Origin of the sequence: Fibrobacter sp. UWR4, assembly GCF_003149045.1 — a bacterium.
Taxonomy (GTDB): Bacteria; Fibrobacterota; Fibrobacteria; order Fibrobacterales; family Fibrobacteraceae; genus Fibrobacter.
Genome location: NZ_QGDU01000012.1, coordinates 69,045 through 89,019, shown reverse-complemented (window position 1 = coordinate 89,019; position 19,975 = coordinate 69,045). Strand labels below are relative to the sequence as shown.

The following is a 19,975-nucleotide window of genomic DNA, read 5'->3' as shown; positions in this document are numbered from 1 at the left end:
CCTATTTGACACCATTCAAAAATTTGAACGCAGCATATTCTTTTATCTTTTTTTCAAAATCTGCCGCACACAACGTTGAATAATCCGTTTCCATATAAGCTTCTGCGCACCATTCATCTTCATGGGAAACGTGGTGCATTACGGAGTAGCCAGGTTCTTCAATCTTGTTTTGGTATAAATACAACCATTTCTTTCGGATTTCTTCCCATTTTCCATGGGCATCAATTCGACCTAATTTTTTCCTTTTTACAAAACCATCGTCTCGGAAATAACCAAAGAAAGTTCTTTTGTCCTCAGGATGGGGAACATTTGCCGTCCAAACCATTACACATGGCGGAGCAGATGCTGCGGGATTGAATATTTCCGTAGGCATGCTGAATACAGCTTCCAATGTATGCTTTTTAAATAGACGTTCACGAACTTCTTTGCAAGTAGTTCCCAAAGCGCAATTGATAGGAACAACAGCAACCGCAATTCCACGAGTGACGAGAATGGATAGTAACTGTTCAACAAATTCAAGTTCATTATAATCATCCTGAGAATACGGAGGATTAATTAAACCTACGTCAATATTTTTCTTTTTTAGTTCGTCAACTATTTTTTTATCAAAACAACTTCCGTAATGAATATTACTCTTTCCATCGCGTCGGACAATCATATTTGCTATACAAAGCGTATAGATGTGCGGATCAGCTTCAATACCATAAAGGCCATCTTCTCTAATTTTCTGAATTTCATGGTAATTTGCGTTCTTGAACATTTTGCTCATTGCTGTCACTAAGAAACCGCCAGAACCCGCACATGTATCCAAGACTCGACTTTTCTTATTTAGTCCGCTTACATCGCACATCAGTTCTGTCAAATGTTGCGGCGTCAAAACGATTCCGAGGGCTTTTCCGTCATCGCCATTAGAAAATTTGATAAATTCATGATAGAATTCACCAAGAGCATCAATAGATGAATCTGCAATATTCATCATTGGCTTGATTTTCATGTCTAGTTCTTGAATGTACCAGCGTAATGAATAGTCTTCGTTCATTTTTGTTGTTTGAAAATGATGCAAACTTGATACATTTTTAAAGGTGTTCAAAATATTGTCTATACGGTCTTGCTTTACGCCAGCATCCCCTAATACATCGGATATGGCGGAACTAATGTTCCATTCCAGCCCTTTTAAAGTGGTCGCATTCATATAAGCGTCTTCAAAATCTTCGTTCTGAAGAGCAATAAGAATGCCTGCTATAAAAATTGGTTTGTCGTTTGCAGTTACTTTTGCCACTCGCAGACTATTGCTCATATCTATAGCGGTTTGTCGGATTTCTTCTAGGGAATACTGCCTTGATATACGTTCACCTTTTAGATACTGTAGATAGATAACTGGTTCCAAAAGGATGTTTAGTCTAGAAAGTTCCTTATACTCATCATGTCCTTTTTGCCAGTAAAATGTGCTTATTTTTGAGTCATCTTTTTTACTGCCGCTAACACCAATGGCGATAACATTGTATCGTTCTTTTAAAAATTTTGCATAGTACAAAGCTCCATCTACTGCAAAATCTTTTGGTTTGTTCAGCTTGTCAGATTGATGTTGCTTTACACTTCTTTTGCACTCAACCACAATGATTGTATTTGCGTTTTTATGGAATGTTATGATGAATTCCGGTTTTGCCTTCCCGGTTCCACCTAGAGTGTAATCGTCAATAGCGCATTCTTTAGGCTTTCCCCCGGCTTTCCCAAGAAGTTTTTCTATTGCGGAAATGTCTGGAACATCTCCTTGAGGATACACTTTGCCAAATTCGTTCTCGCCAAGATCGCACCTCATTTCTTTGAGGACGAAATTTTCGCTATACTTTTCGTTTGCCATGTTGAATTCCTTCCAAATAAAAGTGTTTTCATTTCCACTCAAATTCGAAAGGGCTCCGGCTTTGCAAACAAAAAAGGCGTGGTGTCGAAAGTGCCTATTAGCCCTGCGGGTCACCACAACCCTTCTGCACAATAAGCACAAACGACCCACGCCCCAATAGGGACGTGAGCGCTTGCCTCATTCTCGTGCATACTTGAAGTGGTGAATTTCAGGGCTGAGAATAAGAGCAAAAACTCTATAAATCCGTTCGTTCAGCCCCGCTTTCGCAAAGCCGAACTATGTCAATATCAAATATAAAAAAGCTAACGAAAAAACGAGATTATTTTTGAGTTGTGTCTTATTTTACTTAAAATTTTACTTAAAATTTTGTATATTGAGAAATGGAGGTTTTGTATGCCGTGTATTCTGCCTGTATCTGATTTGCGAAACTATAACGAGGTCCTTCAGAATGTTTCCGAGGGGTCTCCTGTATTCTTGACTAAGAACGGCCGAGGTTGCTTTGTTGTCATAGACATCAAGGAATATGAACGCTTGACCGCAGAACATAAATTACAGAAGTCCTTGGAGGAAGGCGAACAATCTGCAAAGGAATCTGGCTGGCTGGCTGCAGCTGACGTACGTGCAAAGTACGAGGTCTAGATGGCCGTTGTATATGTGTCTCCGAAAACCGTTGAGGATTTGGACGACGTCAAGGAATATATTGAAAATAAATTGAAAAGTCCGCAGGCTGCAAAGAACGTTGTCAGGAAAATTATTGAAGCGTATGAAGATCTTGCTGAATTTCCTGAGCTCGGTTCCGATCTAGAGACGACGAATGTTGCTCTAAAGTTTTATAGACATATTGTCGTGGATAACTATATCGTCTTCTATAGAGTCCATCTTGGAGACGTTTATGTTGTTCGAATTCTGCATTGGCTAATGGACTATTTGAAGTTCTTGATTCCCTAGAACAAATCCAGCGTACTGTCCAGATAAATTTCTTCTCTCACGTTCAATTGGTATTCCGGCTTGGTCATGTAGTAAAGCAAAAATTCCAGGATGAGGGCGCTGCCTAGTCCTCGACCCTCGATTTTAAATTGAGAGAAACCTGCTGGTGCGTAGATGTTTTGAATGTCTTCAATTCCGATGAAGCCCGGATTTTTCATGGCATCGGAAAAACGGTAGCCAATCTTTGCGCCAGGCGATTTGCAGATGTGATCTGCGCAGTCTTCGCCGAGATTTTTGCGGCTCACGTTCTCGTAGCATTTTTTGCGGTCGGTACAGCCGAACCAACAGCATTCATTGCAGAGAAATTCCACTTTCTGTTTCTGTGAGGCGGTAAGCGGGGCGAACCTTTCCAGTTCCTTGTTTAACCTGAAATCCGGAACAACGTAACGAAATTCTTCACGGTTCAATTCTGCGACAAGCTGCGTGATGTCCGTAATCACCTTCGTGGTGGAGGATACGAAATAGAAGCCCTGGTATTGTGCCCGCAAATAATTCAGCAGCAAATCGGAATGAACGATAATGCCGTTGCTGTTATTCTCAAGCATCCTGCACAGTTCGTTGCATCGCCTATCCGAAAGATGTTCTTCTCGCAGTAACGAATTGCTGAACGTAAGTCGTGCGGAAATTCCGAATTCCGTCATCAATTCAACAACGTTTTCTGCGGGTTCTTCTCCAAAGCCTACGCGGCCTCCTCCCCAGATGCAATCTGCGGGGGCGCCGTAAATGGAACCGATATCGCACCAGTCGTAAAACCATTCCCGATGTTTACGGAACAGCGGCAAAAACGCCTTGTACAAATCGTAGAACTCAAATAATCCGGGAAGATGGTAAAAAACTTTCATTTGAAAAGAAAAATAGAATATCTGCAGGCATCACATGGTCGCGACAAATTCAAAACACTAATCTTTGAAATTATATTTACTATGGTATGAAAAAACGCATTTTTAAAGATCGTTTTGTTACCGCCTATGCCGCGGTGATTGCGATTTGTTGTACAATCTTTCTTGTTACGACTTTGAAAATTCAGTCCTTGCCGAGTCTTGGATATGTTATCAACGATGAATTTTTAAAGTTGCTGGTTTTGTATGAAAATTATGAAGTCATCCAGGACGCTTCCGCAGTACTTGCCGTCACATTTGGAATAGCAATTTGCATTTACATTGCCCTCAAATACAGGTTTCAAAAGTTTGAAGAGAAACACAAAAAATGGAATTTGACAAGCTCGCTCGTTGTGCTTCCTGTTGTAGGATTAGTGGCCTCTATTGCCCCTAACCTGGATTTTCCTACAAGGTTAAAGGCGGAACCTAAACTCCATAAGGAATTCGTCATCGATAAATATAGGTCTCATGGGTCAAAAAGTGGAACCTCTTACCACTTGATGTTTAACAGCGGTTCCACATTTATGGTGAGTTCAAAAAAATATAACGCCGCATTTGTCAAACAGGAATATTATACGGTTTATCAGGGTGATATTTTGATTCAGATTTTTTCGGCTGATAGATATCGCCTGGCTGAATAAAATTGGGAATTACAATGAACGAATTTAAGGATAAAGTAATCGTTGTGACGGGCGGTGCACACGGCATCGGTAAGACTATCGTTAGTGAATTCGAAAAGGAAGGGGCTAGGGTTGCCCTTATTGACATTCGAGAAAATCCCTGCTTTGTAGGAGACCTTTCCAAGAAAGAAGTTCTTGAAGAATTTGCAGCCTTTGTCATTGAAGAATATGGCCGCGTCGACGTGCTGGTGAACAATGCCCTGCCCCTGATGAAAGGCATCGACGAATGCTCCTATGAGGAGTTCAGCTATGCTATGGCCGTTGGGGTGACTGCACCTTTTTACCTGGCCAAACTCTTTGCTCCCCACTTTGGGGCATGCGCTTCCATCATCAACATTTCATCTTCCCGCGATCGCATGAGTCAGCCGCAGACCGAAAGCTATACGGCGGCCAAGGGCGGCATTGCTGCTCTCACTCATGCTCTTGCGGTAAGCTTTGCTGGCAAGATTCGAGTGAATTCCATCTCGCCGGGATGGATCGATACGAATTTTACGGAATATGAAGGCCCTGATGCCACTCAACAGCCCGCAGGCCGTGTAGGAAATCCCCTGGACATTTCCAATATGGTTCTGTTTCTCGCCTCAGATAAGGCCGGCTTTATAACAGGTGAGAATATCTGCATCGATGGTGGTATGACCCGCCAAATGATCTATCATAATGATTGTGGATGGAAATTAAACGATTGTTAGTAAAATAGTTTTGTTATCTTTAAAAATGTAAAACTAAAACGAGATAATGAAACAACTTCAGTTTGCATACGAAAATCCGGCGCAGTTGAACGATCTGCTTCAACGTTTGGGCAAGTTCCGCGGGAACAAGCCTATTAAGTTGCTGTTCCATGTTTTTTCGGAACTTTCGGATTTTAAAAAGCTGAGTTTTGTTTGCAATGCTATTGTTGATGCTTTTCCTGATGCGTTCTGTGTAGGTGGGTCCTGCGCAGGCAGTGTTGTGAACGGTGGGTTTTCCGGAAAGACAGTGACCATCTGTTGTACTGTCCTGGAACAGGAATCAACCCGTGTAGGAATCCTGCAGTATGTCCTGAATGCGGATTCTGCAGGTCCGGTAGCTTCCGATCTTATTCGTGAAATTGATAAGCGTCCTTGGGTAAAGGCTGTTGAACTTTTGGTGGCTTCACCTAATCTTTCTTTGACAGGCTTCTGTAAGGGCCTGGAAAAAGCTAGGGGAGACGTTCATATTTTTGGTGGTCTGGCTGGTGCAGCCAGTGACGAAAGTTCCACTTATGTGTTCTCCAATAGGTATGGTTTCTCTTCGGAATCTGTGGTTTGCCTGCTTTATGGCGGTGATGACCTGTATATAGAAACCGCCAAGATTTCTGGTTGGAAACCGTTGGGAAGACCTTTTGAAGTGACCAAGGTTCAGGGGAATATTCTGTGTGAACTGGATGGACAACCTGCATTTAAGGCTTATTCCAAGTACCTGAACATCCAGAACGATTACTATTTCTTCCACAATACCTTGGAATTTCCTCTCTTCTATAATGAAGATGGGGAATATCTCTTGCGTTCTCCCATGGCTTGCTCGGAACAGGGCGCTCTGTTGCTGGCATCCGATTTGAGGCGCGGTATAACCGCAAAGATTGCCTATGGGGATCCCCAGGCGATTATGGATAGCGTCAAGTTGGGAACAACTAAGTTGACGAATTTCTGCCCCCAGGCAATCTACCTGTATTCCAGCATGGCTAGAAGAACCTTCTGGGGCGATGATGATGTTAATAAGGAAACAGCTCCTTTTGACTTTATTGCGCCGACTTATGGATGCTATTGTGCTGGTGAAATTCTGCGTTCCCGTAATGCTGTAAAGCTACACAATGTGACTATTGTTGCTGTTGGAATGCGTGAGGGCAAGGCTGATACTTCCAAGATGAAATCTGCTGTTGTAAGCGATGGTACTCGCGCAGGAAAGGTTTCCATTATTACTCGTCTGGCAAACTTTACCAACGTGTCTTCTGCTGAACTGGTGGAAATGTACAACAAGATGACCAAGAACTCCATTACGGATGCCTTGACTGGCTTGTATAATCGTGGTGAAATTCAACGTAGAATTGAACAGCGTTTTGCAGAAAATCCCAATGGCAAGATGTCCTTGGTCATGATCGACATTGATAACTTCAAGTCGGTGAACGATACCTATGGCCATAAGGAAGGCGATAACGTGATTGAAGGCCTTTCCAAACAGATTCAGGTTGCGTCCTTTGAAAATGCTCCTGATGCAGATGCTGGCCGTTGGGGTGGTGAAGAATTTATGATCATGCTTCCCGACATGGGCTTGAAGGAAGCTGTTGAATTTGCTGAAGTTGTGCGTACGGGCTTTGCTCAGATTGAGTTCCCCGCCGTTGGCAGAAAGACCATTAGTCTTGGTGCAACTGAAATGAAGAAGGGCGATACAGTGGACTCTATTTGTGTTCGAGTAGATGATGCTCTCTATCATGCAAAGCGTACGGGTAAGAATAAAGTCGTAGTCCTTTAAAAATTGTTAAGGGAGGCTTTTATGGCTGAACTGAAAAAAATTTGTGTTCCTGGTGGTGCCGTGGACGGTGCTGATGTCGAAATGGAATATGCTGTTTTTGGAAATGGCGCAAAGGTTTTTGTCATTATTCCGGGACTTAGTCTTCGTAGTGTAATGAATTCCGCTTCGTCGATTGAAACTGCATATAAGATTTTCAAGGACGATTACACCATTTATCTCTTTGATCGTCGAAAGAATATGCCGGATGTCTATTCGGTGTCGGAAATGGCGAGAGATACCGCAATGGTGATGAAGGCGCTGGGGCTTGAACATGCTGATGTACTGGGAACGTCCCAGGGCGGAATGATTGCCCAGCATATTGCTATTGAATATCCCGAATTGGTTGACCATTTGGTTCTTGCATCCAGTTCGTCCAGGGCAGAGCCGTTGCAGCTTGATGTAATCGGCAACTGGGCTAAAATGGCTCGTGAGGGACGCGGGGATGATCTCGTTTCGGATTTTATTGACAATGCGTTTACTCCTGCGTTTCTGCAACGTTATCGTCGAGCTCTTCTGATGATGTACAAGAATTTGACTCCGGGAGAATTGCTCCGTTTTGCCATTACTGCCGAAGCGTGTGCCGGTATGGATACCTATGACAATCTTGGGAAAATCAAGAGTTCCACATTTGTCATTGGAGCTGGCCTTGATCATGTGGTGACTTACGAAGCCTCCGTAAAGATTGCGGAAAAACTGAAGGCGGAAAATGTTCCTTGCGAATTCTATACCTATACAGAAAATGGCCACGCCGTATTTGACGAAGCCAAGGATTATAAGGAACGTATTCTGGAATTCTTGAAAAAGAATTAATTTGCTTTAAGAATAACAGCTTCCAGAGGTTGCAATGTATTTGAAGAAGGGTTGTCTCCATAGTTGGAGATGATCCTTTCTTTTACAGTGAAAAGGCCTGGCTCCAGGGAAACTTCTGCTTCGTCCATGTTTATTAAAATAGTGTATTCGCCGCGCTTGTATCCAATCACTTGCGGATGCTCCTCCAGAATGATTTCCAGTTCGCCACCATTCAGTGCTGTGGAGTTCTGACGAAGTTCTATTAATGTCCGATAAAAATTCAGGACGGAATTTTTATCCTGTTCTTCATTAGCGACGTTCAGTGTAACGAAATTTTCGTTGATACTAAGCCAGGGCTTGCCTGTGGTAAAGCCTGCGTTTGGACCGCTGTTCCATTGCATCGGTGTTCGTGCGTTATCTCGGCTGAACCGATTGACGAAATCCATTGCCTGGTTGTTGTCGAAACCTTCAGAAAGGGCCAGATTGTACTGAGCTATTGTATTCAGTTCGTCGTACTTGTCAATGGAATTCCATTTCACGTTGGTCATGCCAATTTCTTGACCCTCAAAGAAGAAGGGAGTCCCTCGTAAGGTGGTCATTAAAATCGCCAAGGCCTTTGCTGCAAGTTTGTTTATAATAGGATTGTTCGCTACTTGTGGACTGAAAAAATTGTGGACGCAGCGAGGCTTGTCGTGGTTCTCGAAGAATACGGGGTACCAACCATTTTTTGCTGTCGCCTTCTGGCTTGCCAGTAGGGCTTTCTTGAAATCCATAATGCCGAAGGGGGTGGGCTTGCACCAGATTTCTATATCATGAAGGTGCCCGAATTCAAAGAGCATGTCAAATGCGCCCTTATCGCCAACCCAGTATTTTAAATCCTCGGGACCGACGCCGTTCGCTTCCGCTACTGTAAAGACATTTTTCCCTTCAGTCACATTAGCTTTAAATTCCTGAAGGAAATCAAGGATTCCATCGGTGTTTACGGTCATGGTATGAATACTGACCATCCCGTCACCAGCATCGGGTTTGCCGCTTGCGAAATGAGGTGGTTTCTTGATGTAGGGAATGGCGTCAATTCTAAATCCGCCTACGCCTTTATTGATCCAGAAGTTGGCAATATCGTATAGCGCTTTTCGCACATCGGGATTTTCCCAGTTTAAGTCCGGCTGCTGTGTGGCGAAGGTGTGGAGGTAATATTGCTTACGTTCCTCGCACCAGGTCCATGCGGGAACCCCGAAAATACTTCGCCAGTTGTTAGGGGGTTCATGTCCGGTTCCGTCTTTACTTGGGATGCCGTCTTTCCAGATGTACCAATCGCTTTTGGGATTGTTGCGGCTTTTTCGGGATTCCTTAAACCATTCGCATTCTTCCGAAGTATGGTTAAAAACCAAGTCCATGACAATCTTGATATTGCGCTTATCCGCTTCAGCAATTAAACGATCCATATCCTCCATAGTTCCGTATAGAGGGTTTATCTTGTAGAAATCGGAAACGTCATAACCGTTATCTACCATAGGGGAGGCGTATACGGGGGTGAGCCAAATCGCCCCTACCTGCAGGGACTTCAAATAATCCAGACGACTGGTGATGCCGTTAATGTCGCCATAGCCATCGCCGTTACTATCTTGAAAACTGCTGGGATAAATTTCATAGGCGATGGTGTGCTTCCACCAGCCCTGATTTTGAAAAACGCTGGAATTTGCCATAGTAAACCTTTCGCCATAATCTAAGAATTTATTTTTGACTAAATTTAGGGAAAATAAACAAGGAGACTATATGAAAAAGCTTTTTGCAGGATTGGCTGTTGCCGCTGCTCTCGTTTTTACTGGCTGCAATGAAAATAAGGACAATCAGGCTCAGGTCGATGTTTCTCTGGAAAAAGTAAAAAATGCTGGTGAATTCGTGCTTGGTCTGGACGACTCTTTCCCGCCCATGGGCTTCCGCGACAAGGACAACAACATTGTCGGTTTCGATATTGATTTGGCTAACGAAGTGGCAACCCGTCTTGGTGTGAAACTGAAAACTCAGCCCATTTCCTGGGATGCAAAGGAACAGGAATTGAATACGGGAAAGATTGACTGCATTTGGAACGGTATGAGTGTTGACTCTGCCCGTGCAGCTGCTATGAATCTCAGCGATGCCTACCTCAAGAACCGTATGATTTTCTCCGTGAAGGACAAGGCTCTTGCTAACCTCGCTGCTCTCGCTGGCAAGAAGATTGCCGTGCAGAACGGTTCCACCGCCCAGAAGCTTTTGGAAGCTTCCGACGCAGGCCAGGCTGCCAAGGAAATCGTTCCCTTTGACGACAACCAGACTGCTATGATGGATCTGGACAAGGGCGGTGTTGACGCCGTGTTCCTGGATGAAATTGTTGCCAAGTACTGGATTGCTTCCAACGCCAAGGATTTCGTTGTCCTTGAAGAAGGCCTCAGCGATGAAGTCTACGCTATCGGCTTCCGCAAGAAGGACCAGGCTCTCCGCGACGCCGTGAACGAAACCATCAAGGCTATGCAGGCCGACGGCAAGTTCGCTGAAATCCAGGCCAAGTGGTTCGGAAAATAAACCAGTATACAGTAGACAGTAGGAAGTAGACAGTTTTTTGCTTCCTACTAACTACTTCCAACTTTCTACTATCCAATGTCAGATTTAGCTACTCTTCTGCCTGTTCTTTGGGGCGGCTTTGTTACCACCCTTGAAATCTTCGGACTTACGCTGCTTTTCTCTATCCCTCTAGGACTGCTTATTGCTGTCCTCAAGATGAGTAAGTATCGCGTTATTCGCTATCCGGTGTCCTTCTACATTTCTGTGATGCGAGGAACTCCGCTTTTGCTGCAGATTGTGGCCATCTATTTCGGGAGCTACTACCTAAGCGAATATTCGGGAATGGGGATCTCCTTTGATCGCTTTCCTGCGGTTATTGCTGCTTTCAGCATTAACTATGCAGCCTACTTTGCGGAAATTTTCCGCGGTGGTATTCAGGCTATTCCCAAGGGTCAGTATGAGGCTGCCACCATGTTGGGACTTACAAAGGGGCAGACATTCTTCCGCATTATCTTGCCTCAGGTGGTGAAGCAGGTGGTGCCTGCTAGTGCGAACGAAGTGATTACCCTGGTGAAGGATACGTCCCTTGCACAGGTAATTGCTGTGACGGAATTGTTCTCTCTGGCAAAGAAACAGCAGGCTGCCTATGCTAGCATTTACCCGCTGTTTGTTGCCGGTGTTTTCTACTACATTGCCAACCTTTTGCTTAGTTGCCTTTTCGCCTATGTGGAAAAGAAACTGAATTACTATAAGTAGTAGGAAGTAGGCGGTAGACAGTAGGAAGTGGACGGAAGGTTATTGGTGGTAAGTTTTGTATGAGCGAAAACGCAGTTTTGAAAGTAGAACATTTGAAGAAGTCCTTTGGCGATAACCATGTGCTTAAGGATATTTCCTTTGGTTTGTGTGAAGGCGAAGTTCTTTCTATCATTGGCCCCTCTGGTAGCGGCAAGTCCACGCTTCTCCGCTGTATTACCCAGCTGGAAACCATGAATGCCGGCTCCGTTTGCGTTAACGGTAAGGACATGGTTGTGGGCGTGGATAAGAAGGGCTTGGCCAAGTATGCTCCTGCAAGTGTGCTCCGCGAAATCCGTCTTTCTACAGGTCTTGTATTTCAGAATTTCAATCTGTTCCCCCATTTGACGGTGCTTCAGAATCTGACCATTGCTCCCATTCGTGTGCTTGGGATGGATCGTGAAGAAGCCCGCAAACGTGGCCGCGAACTTCTGAAGCAGATGGGCCTTGAAACCAAGGAAAAGGCTTACCCCTGTGAACTTTCCGGCGGCCAGCAGCAGCGCGTTTCCATTGCCCGCGCCTTGGCCATGCAGCCCAAGATTCTGTTCTTCGATGAACCTACCAGCGCCCTGGACCCGGAACTGACCGGCGAAGTGCTGAAGATTATCAAGGGCCTTGCCGACCAGAAGATGACCATGGTTATCGTGACCCATGAGATGGCCTTTGCCCGCGATGTTGCGAACAAGGTAATCTTTATGGACCAGGGCGTAATCGTGGAACAGGGTTCTCCTGATTTCGTATTCAATCAGTCCGGTAATGAACGCTTAGCCAGCTTCCTGAGCCGATTTGCTCAAGGATAACTTTATTGGTGGTGGGTAAGGAGAAAAAATGAAAAAATATTTGTTGCTAGCCCTTGTGGTCTTCCTTTACGCTTGTGGTGAGGATGCTGATTCTTCTTCGTCTCCGGCGGCTGCGGAAATTGACGAAGGTTATTCTTCTGATGAAAAATCATCAAGTTCTGTATCCAAGACATCATCAAGTTCTGCATCCAAGCATTCATCAAGTTCAACATCCAAGGACTCTTCGAGCTCAACATCTAAGAACTCGTCAAGTTCAACATCCAAGAATTCTTCTGCATCGACAGCTAATAGTTCTTCATCGGAAAAGGATAGTGTTGAAATCCCCGAATTTTCCATTAAGGTGGAAAACGAGGAAATGAGTTTTGATTTGAGTAAGATGAAAATGGTGGATAAGCGTGATGGTCATGAATATCCATTAAAGCTTTCGAATTCAAAGCTTTCTATGAATGCAAATCTCAATTACGAAACTGAGGGTAGTTGGTGTTACGCAGATTATCCTAAGAACTGTGAACGTTACGGCAGACTTTATACTTGGAATGAGGCTTATCAGGATACTAGAACAAATTCTTGTGAACCCGTAGACCCAAAGGGAATTTGTCCTAAGGGGTGGACAGTAAATCATTCGGGGGTTCGCGGAATTTATGCCGGCTATCGTGACGAAAGCGGCTACTATGCTTACATGAATGATGTGGGTTGGGCCTGGTCCCCTCATTCCCCGAAAAAAAAGGCAGGGGATGCTCTCTGTGACGGAGAAAAAGCCAATGTTCATGATTATTGTGAAGATTTGGAATGCTACAGACAAAAAATCTTCCCTGACTATATGCCTAAGGGAAATGCGCTTTCCGTTTCTTGCGAATATCAGTGGCCTGTGAATGTTCCTGATAGTGTAACATTGCCGAATGCAGAGCCCATTCCTACCTATCGACCCAAATCTTTAACACTTTATACTGGAAAGTATGGCGATCTGGTGGATGAACGTGATGGTAACATCTATAGGACTGTTGATATTGGCGACCAAACCTGGATGGCCGAAAACCTAAAGTATGTGATTGACAGTAGCTTCTGTATGGGTGGCAATGAAAAGGATTCCTGTACCAAGTATGCTCATTTGGGGCGTATGTATAAGTGGGCACAAGCCAATGGATTTGAGAGCAACTCCTTCGATCGTACTTCCGTGGAATGGCCTATTCAGGGCGTATGTCCCAATGGTTGGCATATTCCTACCGTGGAAGATTGGAATACTTTGTTTAGTTATGTCGTAAAAACAACCGATGGTGCCAAAATTAACGATGCCTTATATGCAACAAAGTGGAACGAATACACTGAGGGGGGCTCCGATGCTTTTGGTTTTGGAATAAATTCTTCTGGAAACAAACATTACTATAGTATCGTTTATGATTACAGCTTTGGCTATGTGGAATACATGATTTCCGACAAAGATCAAACTCCTGACCTGCTTGTATTATTTTCCTATCCGGGAAGGGGTTATGATGGCAGAATCTTCTATGATTCTGAAAATAACAAAAGCTATCCCCATATTCGTTGTGTCAAGGGCCAGGGATCCAATCCAATTCCACCGCTGGACGCTACAGAATAACAACATCAATATTTTGAAAAAACATTTTTTGTATATTCATCTCGCTAAGGAGAACTGATTACTGTTTTTGGAGAAATAATGGATATTGGATCGTTACATTTTCAGAATCCGGAGGCCTTCTGGCTTTTCCTTCTGGTTCCTGTTTTGATCGTGTCTTACGTCTATCGTAATCGTAGCCGTAAGAGTACCATTAAGTTTCCTGCACTTTCTATTGCTCGTAAGGCTGCGCCCAGCAACCGTGTGCGTCTTCGCCACATTGTTCCCGCCTTGCGTCTTCTTGCCTTGTGCGCCTTTGTAGTGGCTCTTGCCCGTCCTCAGAACTCCATGGAAGTGGAATACACTTCTACTGATGGTGTGGATATTATGCTTGCTCTGGATGTTTCTGGTTCCATGGGTACCATCGATATGCTGACCCGTGAGGAAATGTCCAAGGTCAAGCGTATGGATGCGGAAAAGTTCTACAAGTCCGGAGAATATTGGAAGTACAGCCGTTTGGGATATGCTCAGGAAGTGATCTCCGAATTTATCCAGAAACGTCATGCGGACCGTATCGGCCTTTCCGCGTTCGGCTCCAGGGCTTTTACCCAGTGCCCTTTGACTTTGGATTATGGCTCCTTGCTTGAAATCCTGAAGGCGACGGATGATTTGGCGAAGGATTCTACTGTAGGTGCAAGTACTGCGATTGGAGACGGCCTGATGAACGCTCTTGCCCGTCTGCAGAAATCCAATGCAAAGTCGAAGGTTGTGGTGCTGTTGACCGATGGTAAGGATAATGCAAGTATTGTTTCTCCGGATCGTGCGGCTGAAGTTGCCAAGTCCCTTGGTGTCAAGGTCTATACCGTTGGCGTTGGCTTGAAGCAAGGGAACATACTTGTACCTCAGGCTTCCTTCTTTGGTGGTGCGTCCTGGGTGGAAATGCCTGTTCCGTCTGAAATGAGCATTGATGAAGATGCCCTGAAAAATATTGCGGGTAAGACGGGTGGTCGTTTCTACCGCGCTCAGAACAAGGCTGACCTGGAAAAGATTTATTCCGAAATTGATGAATTGGAAAAGACGGAAATTGAAACGATCGCATATGCCCGTTATGCGGAAAAGTTCTATCCCTGGTTGTTGTTCGGAGCCATTTTGATTTTACTTGAATTACTTCTTGCAAATACGAGATTCGTCCGCATCCCCTAATCCACCTCCAACCACCAACCACCAACTTCCAACATCCAACTTCCTACTTCCTACTTCCTACTGTCTACTAACTTATGCGATTTGCAGAACCGATGTTCTTGTGGGGATTGCTTTCCCTCCCGCTATTTGCCCTTCTGTTTTTGTACGCCAACCATCGTCGTAAAAAGTTGGCCGCCAGATTCGTGTCTTTGACCATGCTGCCTAAGCTATCCACGGCTCATTCTCCTTGGCGTCGTTTGGCTAAGGCTCTCATTCTTCTTTTGGCGATTGCATTTTTATTTGTTGCTCTTGCTCGCCCTCAGTGGGGGCACAAGATGGAGCATATTGAACGTCGTGGTCTTGATCTTGTGTTGTTGCAGGATATTTCCCTATCCATGCTGGCTGAAGACATTAAGCCTAATCGTCTGACCCGCAGCCGTCATGAAATTTCCTCTTTCCTGGAATCCCTTAGCGGGGACCGTGTGGGGTTGGTGGCTTTCTCTGGCGAGGCTCAGGTGATGGTCCCGCTGACTTTGGATTACGGAACGGTTCAGTCCATGCTTCGTGAACTGACTCCTGGCTGGCTTATGCCCGGTACCAACCTGGAGCGAGCCATCCGTAAGGGAATGGACCTTTATCGAAATTCCAATAGTGGTGGTCAGTACTCCGTCATGATTCTCATGAGTGATGGTGAAGAACTGGAAGCCGCTGCAGTCAATGCCGCCAAGGAAGCTGCTGAAATGGGTATCCGCATCTATACCATCGGTATTGGTTCCCGAGAAGGCGTGCCTATTCCAGTTCCTTCCAGAAATGGGGAGGTGGCCTACAAGAAGGACATGCAGGGGAATATCGTCACGACTCGTCTGGAAGACGGTACCTTGCAGGAAATTGCAAATGTTACGGGTGGTCTTTATTTCTATGCCAGTCCGGGTGAGTTCCAGCTCCAGAAGGTGCTGACTGAAATTGCTTCCCTGGAAAAGAAGGAACAGTCTACTGACCGTATGGATAATTACCAGGACCGCTATCAAGTGTTCCTGGGGATGGCCGCTCTCCTGTTCCTGCTGGAAGCCTTGATCTCGGAAAGAGGCCGTCGCCGTAAGCAGACTGCGGGTCGCTTTAGTTAATTTTATTTTTCGTAAAATGTGATGTAACTCACGTTCGAATTTCTCACATTTATATATTTTGAGTTTGGGTGTGTTAAAATAGGGCGTTTTGCTCCCAGAATGGATCCTATTTAGAGATTTCTTTGGTTTTTGTTCAACCATTTTTACACAAAAAATGCCCGAAAAATGGCGTTTTTAAAGTAAATTATGGGTGTAATTGTTATAAACTGAAACGGAGTCTCTATGCTTGACCTTTTAGCGGTCCAATCTGGTACTACTAATGCAACTCTAATCACTTTGGCCTATACCCTTATTTTGGCCTTTATCCTCTCCTCCGTCATTGCCTGGACTTACGAAAAGACTTTCCTGGGTCTTTCCTATTCCCGTAACTTTGTCCAGGGGATTGTTCTGAGCTCTGTGGTTGCCGCAATGGTGATGTCCGCTATCGGTGACAATGTGGGCCGTGGCCTTGGCATGATGGGTGCCCTTTCCGTGGTTCGTTTCCGCACGAGTTTCAAGGATCCCCGCGACATCATGTTCATCTTCGCCTCCTTGGGTGCAGGCATCGGTTGCGGTGTTTATGCCTGGGGTGCTGCTGCCGGTGGTACCATCGCCTTCTGTCTGGTGGCCTTCCTGATTTCCCGTACGGGTCTTGGCACCAAGCATTTCTTTGACGGCATGCTCCGTTTTGCTCTTCCTAACGAATCCGCTCCTCGTCAGGCTCTTGAAGACATCCTACGCAAGAATCTAAAAACCTACATCCTGATTACCATGCGCGAAGTGGATGGCGGCGCCCGAGTGGATTGTGCCTACCAGGTTCGTCTCCGTGCAAACAAGCCTGCTGCAGAAATCATTCAGGAAATGTCCAAGATCGAAGGTATTTCTGACATCGCGTTCATGATGCAGGATGCCACTACGGAAATGTAAGGGGAGTGAATCATGAATAAGATTGAAGAAGCTTTCGACATTTTCTGGAACAAGCATAAGTCTAATGCAGGTGTTGCTCATGCTTATAAGCACAAGCTGATTTACGCCTGGTGCTTGAGCATCGTCGTGGTTGTGGTTCTTGGCTTCATGTTCGCCGGTAAGGCAACCATGTTCCAGGGCATTGCCGAAGCGACTGAAACTACCATTAGCCTGCCGAGCCCCACTGAAGTGATTAAGGTGCATGTGATGCCTGGTCAGACCATTCATGCGGGCGACACTATCATTGAATTGAACCGCCCGGACCTGGTTCTTCGTATTACCGAACTGACTCGCGAACTGGATGCGATTGAAGGACGCAGCAGCCTGTCTACTGCAGAAATTGACCAGAAGGTTGCAGAAGTAAAGGCAGACCTTTCTTCCCGCAGCCTGGCTCTTAAGTCTGAAATCCGTAACCTGGAAACTGAATACCAGCGCAATAAGGAAATTACCGCCAAGTTGAAGAGCCTGAAGGGTTCCAATGCACAGAATGATGGTAACGACGCAACCGTCCTTCGTATCAAGAGCTTGAAGAACGAACTTGCAGTGCTTCAGTCTAACGCAAATGAACAGATCAAGCTTCTTAAGAGCAGCGGTCGCCTCCAGAAGAGTGCCGGTGCTACCGAAGTGGAAAACTTGAAGAAGGAACTGGCCGAACTCCAGAAGCAGCAGGAAGAACTGATTCAGGTTGCTAAGGAAGAATGGGTCGTGGGTTCCGTTAATGCTCGTGATGGGGAAAAGGTTTCCAGCTTTGCTCCGATCGTTACCTTGACTCACAAGTCTCCCACTATGATCCGCGGTTATATTCACGAACGTATGTATCAGCGTATGGACATTGGTGAATCCGTTAATGTCCGTACCTTGGGTGGCACTGGTAAGGCTGTGAAGGGTGAAGTGATTGGCCTTTCTAGCCGTATCGTTGAATTTCCCACTCGTATGTGGAAGATGCCTGAAATGCCTATTCACGGACGCGAAGTCATAATCAAGATTTCCGAAGAGAATCCGTTCCTTCTCGGTGAAATGGTGACCATTTCCGAATAATCCTTTCGCAGATTAAAATTTTAAACGTATTTAGGTTGTGTTTATGAAAAAGTTTGGATTAGCAACTCTGGCCTTGTCTGCAGTGGCTTTTGCAGGCCCCCTGACTTGGGAAAAGCTGATTCAGTCCGTTGATGAAGATCCTCGCTATCAGACCGCCCAGAAGCGTGCAGAGATGACCTCTTCTGGAAGAGGAACCAAACTTTGGGATAAACTGGAACTGCGTTATAAGCTGGATGGTTTCAGCTTTGCAAGCCATGATTTTGAACTTCGCTTTGTTCCTAAGTCTTTTGGGGAAGGTGCTGCGGATCGTGATCATTGGGACGCTCAGGCTGCATATCAGAAAGCGCATCTTGCGGCGGATCGTGGCGTCCTGCTTTATGATCGTTACGAACGCGGAATTCATTATGTACTCCGTCAGCGTCTGAATCAGTTGACGAAGGAATTGTACCAGGTGAACCTGGACCGTATTGAAGTGCTGCACTTGAAATCTGGCTCTCCCAACTTCAATCCTCAGGACTTGATGGATGCTATTGAAAAGGAAGCGGACCTTCGTGCTGAACTGATTAGCGATAGCACTTCCATGGAATACTATGCCAATAAGCTTCACCAGTGGGTTCCCGACTTTGATGCGATAGAACTTGATTCTAGCTGGCTCCCCTCTATTGATGACGTGATTAAGCAGCTGGAAGGTGGCGTGGTCGTAAATGACAACTTCCCCTTGATTGCTATGGCTGCGGGAAAAATGAAGGAAGAAAAATCCAAGGCACGTCAGGATAATGCCAAGGATCGCGATTACATTTCCCATATTGGTATCGGCTATTCCCTGCAGATTGAATCCCTGATGGAAAAGTATAAGGACCTGGATGCCTATGATGTGTACGGCACTGGTTCTTATGCGGATTACAAGACCGACTTCGAAAAGAAGACTGGTTGTACGAGCCAGTTGGGATGTACTGCGACAGCAAGAGTTCTCGTTCCTGATGTTGATAATCGAAAGACTGCTGATAAGTTCTTTGCAAATCTGGCTTTCCGTCTTCCGTTCTTCGATAGCAATAAGGATAGCGAGCTTCGCACTCAGGTAGCGGACCTGGATGCCGAAGGTGACTACATGGACGAAGTCCGTGACGTGAACCAGAAGGTTGCCAAGTTGGTTGAAGAAGTGAATTCCTTGGTTGCCCAGTGGAAGGTTCAGAAGGAATTTGTGGAACAGGTGACTTCCAATAGCATTTTTGAACAGTTTGCCAAGAATGCCGGCTCCGATCCTCTTCTGCAGTTGCGTGCCCGTGAAAGTGCTATTGCAAGCAACATGAAGGCAATCAAGCTGGAAAACGAAATTTACAACCGCTATCTTGCTTTGCTGCAGTATGCTGGCGTTCTCTCTGAAGAAGGTGTCCAGAATCATTTGCAGAAGGGTCTGAAGTAATATGGCCGAAGCCCGCGGTTTTAGTCTTCTCGAACGATTCGAGCTGAAGTACCACATTCCTGTGGAATGGGCCGATAAAATTGGCGCCTTCATTGCTCCCTATTGTGAAGAAGACTATTATTCCAAGATTACTCCGGGTGGATTCTACTGGATTACCAACCTGTATCTGGATACCCCGTCCTGGACATTCCTAGGATGGAAAAAGAAGCAGTTGCTGGACCGCTTCAACATGCGCATTCGTACCTATGGTGAACATCCCGCTCAGGATGGTACTTTCCATTTTGAAGTGAAGCGCAAGATCAAGAGTATCTGTTACAAGAGCCGTGCGACTATCAAGGGGATTAACCCTGGTGAAGTGTGGCATATGAAGCCGGAAGAATGGCCTTGCAAGACGGACAAGGATCGTAAGTACCTGAAGGATTTTCTATACAAGACGGAACTTCATGGGGCCCATCCTCGTCTCTTGACGCAGTATAAGCGTCGCGCCTGGTTTGGTCTTCGCGAAGAGTATTCCCGTGTGACTATTGATACGGGCATGCGTTTCCGTGAAGAAAATGGTTTTGACTATACCGTCGATCCTCACTACATGCAGTCCACGGGTATTCCCAGGTTTTTCCTGCCCGGATGTGACGCTGTGCTTGAGTTGAAGTGTCCTTGCTCTCAGGTGCCTTATTGGATGATCGACTTGATCCGATTCCTGAACTTAAAACAGGGCGGATTCTCCAAGTTTGGTAATGCTGCGGCTGAATGGCAGCGTATTTATGAAAATCCTCGCCGTTTCAAGACCCCTTACTGGACGAAACTTGGAACTACGTTGGAAGAAAATTTGTAATATA

General features: G+C 45.4%; 19 protein-coding genes. 16 read left to right on the top strand and 3 right to left on the bottom strand.

Going from position 1 to position 19,975, the window contains the following annotated elements:
* Window position 1 precedes the first annotated feature (1 nt).
* Window positions 2–1,861 (bottom strand): class I SAM-dependent DNA methyltransferase, encoded by a 1,860-nt coding sequence (locus tag BGX12_RS06700; RefSeq protein ID WP_109735312.1) that lies wholly within the window; start codon window positions 1,859–1,861, stop codon window positions 2–4.
* Window positions 1,862–2,254: 393 nt separating this feature from the next.
* On the opposite strand from BGX12_RS06700, the gene BGX12_RS06695 reads away from it, so the two are divergent.
* Complete coding sequence (locus tag BGX12_RS06695; RefSeq protein ID WP_109735311.1) at window positions 2,255–2,500, top strand: type II toxin-antitoxin system prevent-host-death family antitoxin; 246 nt, start codon at window positions 2,255–2,257, stop codon at window positions 2,498–2,500.
* Window positions 2,501–2,809: a type II toxin-antitoxin system RelE/ParE family toxin gene (locus BGX12_RS06690; RefSeq protein ID WP_109735310.1), complete on the top strand. Its 309-nt coding sequence runs from the start codon at window positions 2,501–2,503 to the stop codon at window positions 2,807–2,809.
* On the opposite strand, the gene BGX12_RS06685 is transcribed toward BGX12_RS06690, so the two are convergent.
* Window positions 2,806–3,690: a hypothetical protein gene (locus BGX12_RS06685; RefSeq protein WP_109735309.1), complete on the bottom strand. Its 885-nt coding sequence runs from the start codon at window positions 3,688–3,690 to the stop codon at window positions 2,806–2,808. The genes BGX12_RS06690 and BGX12_RS06685 overlap by 4 nt on opposite strands.
* Window positions 3,691–3,776: 86 nt before the next feature.
* Between BGX12_RS06685 and BGX12_RS06680 the strand changes: the two genes are divergently transcribed.
* Genes BGX12_RS06680 through BGX12_RS06665 form a run of 4 tightly spaced genes read left to right on the top strand, consistent with a single transcriptional unit; the run spans window position 3,777 to window position 7,742 of the window.
* The gene (locus BGX12_RS06680; protein WP_109735308.1) at window positions 3,777–4,367 is read left to right on the top strand and encodes a hypothetical protein; all 591 of its coding nucleotides are present in this window, start codon (window positions 3,777–3,779) and stop codon (window positions 4,365–4,367) included.
* Between the two features lie 14 nt (window positions 4,368–4,381).
* On the top strand, window positions 4,382–5,095 hold the full coding sequence (locus BGX12_RS06675) for an SDR family NAD(P)-dependent oxidoreductase (RefSeq protein ID WP_109735307.1): 714 nt from the start codon (window positions 4,382–4,384) through the stop codon (window positions 5,093–5,095).
* Between the two features lie 46 nt (window positions 5,096–5,141).
* Complete coding sequence (locus BGX12_RS06670; RefSeq protein ID WP_109735306.1) at window positions 5,142–6,893, top strand: diguanylate cyclase; 1,752 nt, start codon at window positions 5,142–5,144, stop codon at window positions 6,891–6,893.
* A gap of 21 nt (window positions 6,894–6,914) precedes the next feature.
* Window positions 6,915–7,742 (top strand): alpha/beta fold hydrolase, encoded by an 828-nt coding sequence (locus BGX12_RS06665; protein ID WP_109735305.1) that lies wholly within the window; start codon window positions 6,915–6,917, stop codon window positions 7,740–7,742.
* Here BGX12_RS06665 and BGX12_RS06660 read toward each other — a convergent pair.
* Entirely contained in the window at window positions 7,739–9,427 is a 1,689-nt protein-coding gene (locus tag BGX12_RS06660) for an alpha-glucosidase (protein ID WP_109735304.1), read from the bottom strand. The genes BGX12_RS06665 and BGX12_RS06660 overlap by 4 nt on opposite strands.
* Window positions 9,428–9,497: 70 nt before the next feature.
* Here BGX12_RS06660 and BGX12_RS06655 point away from each other — a divergent pair, with 70 nt between their 5' ends.
* The 10 genes from BGX12_RS06655 (at window position 9,498) to BGX12_RS06605 (ending at window position 19,971) form a co-directional block, all read left to right on the top strand.
* Entirely contained in the window at window positions 9,498–10,283 is a 786-nt protein-coding gene (locus tag BGX12_RS06655; protein ID WP_109735303.1) for an amino acid ABC transporter substrate-binding protein, read from the top strand.
* 75 nt (window positions 10,284–10,358) lie between these two features.
* Complete coding sequence (locus BGX12_RS06650) at window positions 10,359–11,018, top strand: amino acid ABC transporter permease (RefSeq protein ID WP_109735302.1); 660 nt, start codon at window positions 10,359–10,361, stop codon at window positions 11,016–11,018.
* 59 nt (window positions 11,019–11,077) lie between these two features.
* Window positions 11,078–11,854 (top strand): amino acid ABC transporter ATP-binding protein, encoded by a 777-nt coding sequence (locus BGX12_RS06645; RefSeq protein ID WP_109735301.1) that lies wholly within the window; start codon window positions 11,078–11,080, stop codon window positions 11,852–11,854.
* 28 nt (window positions 11,855–11,882) lie between these two features.
* Window positions 11,883–13,451, top strand: coding sequence for an FISUMP domain-containing protein (locus BGX12_RS06635; protein ID WP_146196273.1), 1,569 nt, complete (start codon window positions 11,883–11,885; stop codon window positions 13,449–13,451).
* A gap of 78 nt (window positions 13,452–13,529) precedes the next feature.
* Entirely contained in the window at window positions 13,530–14,630 is a 1,101-nt protein-coding gene (locus tag BGX12_RS06630; RefSeq protein ID WP_109735298.1) for a VWA domain-containing protein, read from the top strand.
* A gap of 74 nt (window positions 14,631–14,704) precedes the next feature.
* Window positions 14,705–15,733 carry a VWA domain-containing protein gene (locus BGX12_RS06625; protein WP_109735297.1) on the top strand — a complete coding sequence of 343 codons (1,029 nt, stop codon included), beginning with the start codon at window positions 14,705–14,707 and terminating at the stop codon, window positions 15,731–15,733.
* A 222-nt stretch (window positions 15,734–15,955) separates the two neighbouring features.
* Window positions 15,956–16,639: a DUF4956 domain-containing protein gene (locus BGX12_RS06620; RefSeq protein ID WP_109735296.1), complete on the top strand. Its 684-nt coding sequence runs from the start codon at window positions 15,956–15,958 to the stop codon at window positions 16,637–16,639.
* Between the two features lie 12 nt (window positions 16,640–16,651).
* Window positions 16,652–17,716: an HlyD family secretion protein gene (locus BGX12_RS06615; protein WP_109735295.1), complete on the top strand. Its 1,065-nt coding sequence runs from the start codon at window positions 16,652–16,654 to the stop codon at window positions 17,714–17,716.
* Between the two features lie 43 nt (window positions 17,717–17,759).
* A complete protein-coding gene (locus tag BGX12_RS06610; protein WP_109735294.1) occupies window positions 17,760–19,139 on the top strand; it encodes a hypothetical protein in 1,380 nt (459 codons plus the stop codon).
* Between the two features lies 1 nt (window position 19,140).
* Window positions 19,141–19,971, top strand: coding sequence for a polyphosphate polymerase domain-containing protein (locus BGX12_RS06605; RefSeq protein WP_109735293.1), 831 nt, complete (start codon window positions 19,141–19,143; stop codon window positions 19,969–19,971).
* Window positions 19,972–19,975: the final 4 nt, after the last annotated feature.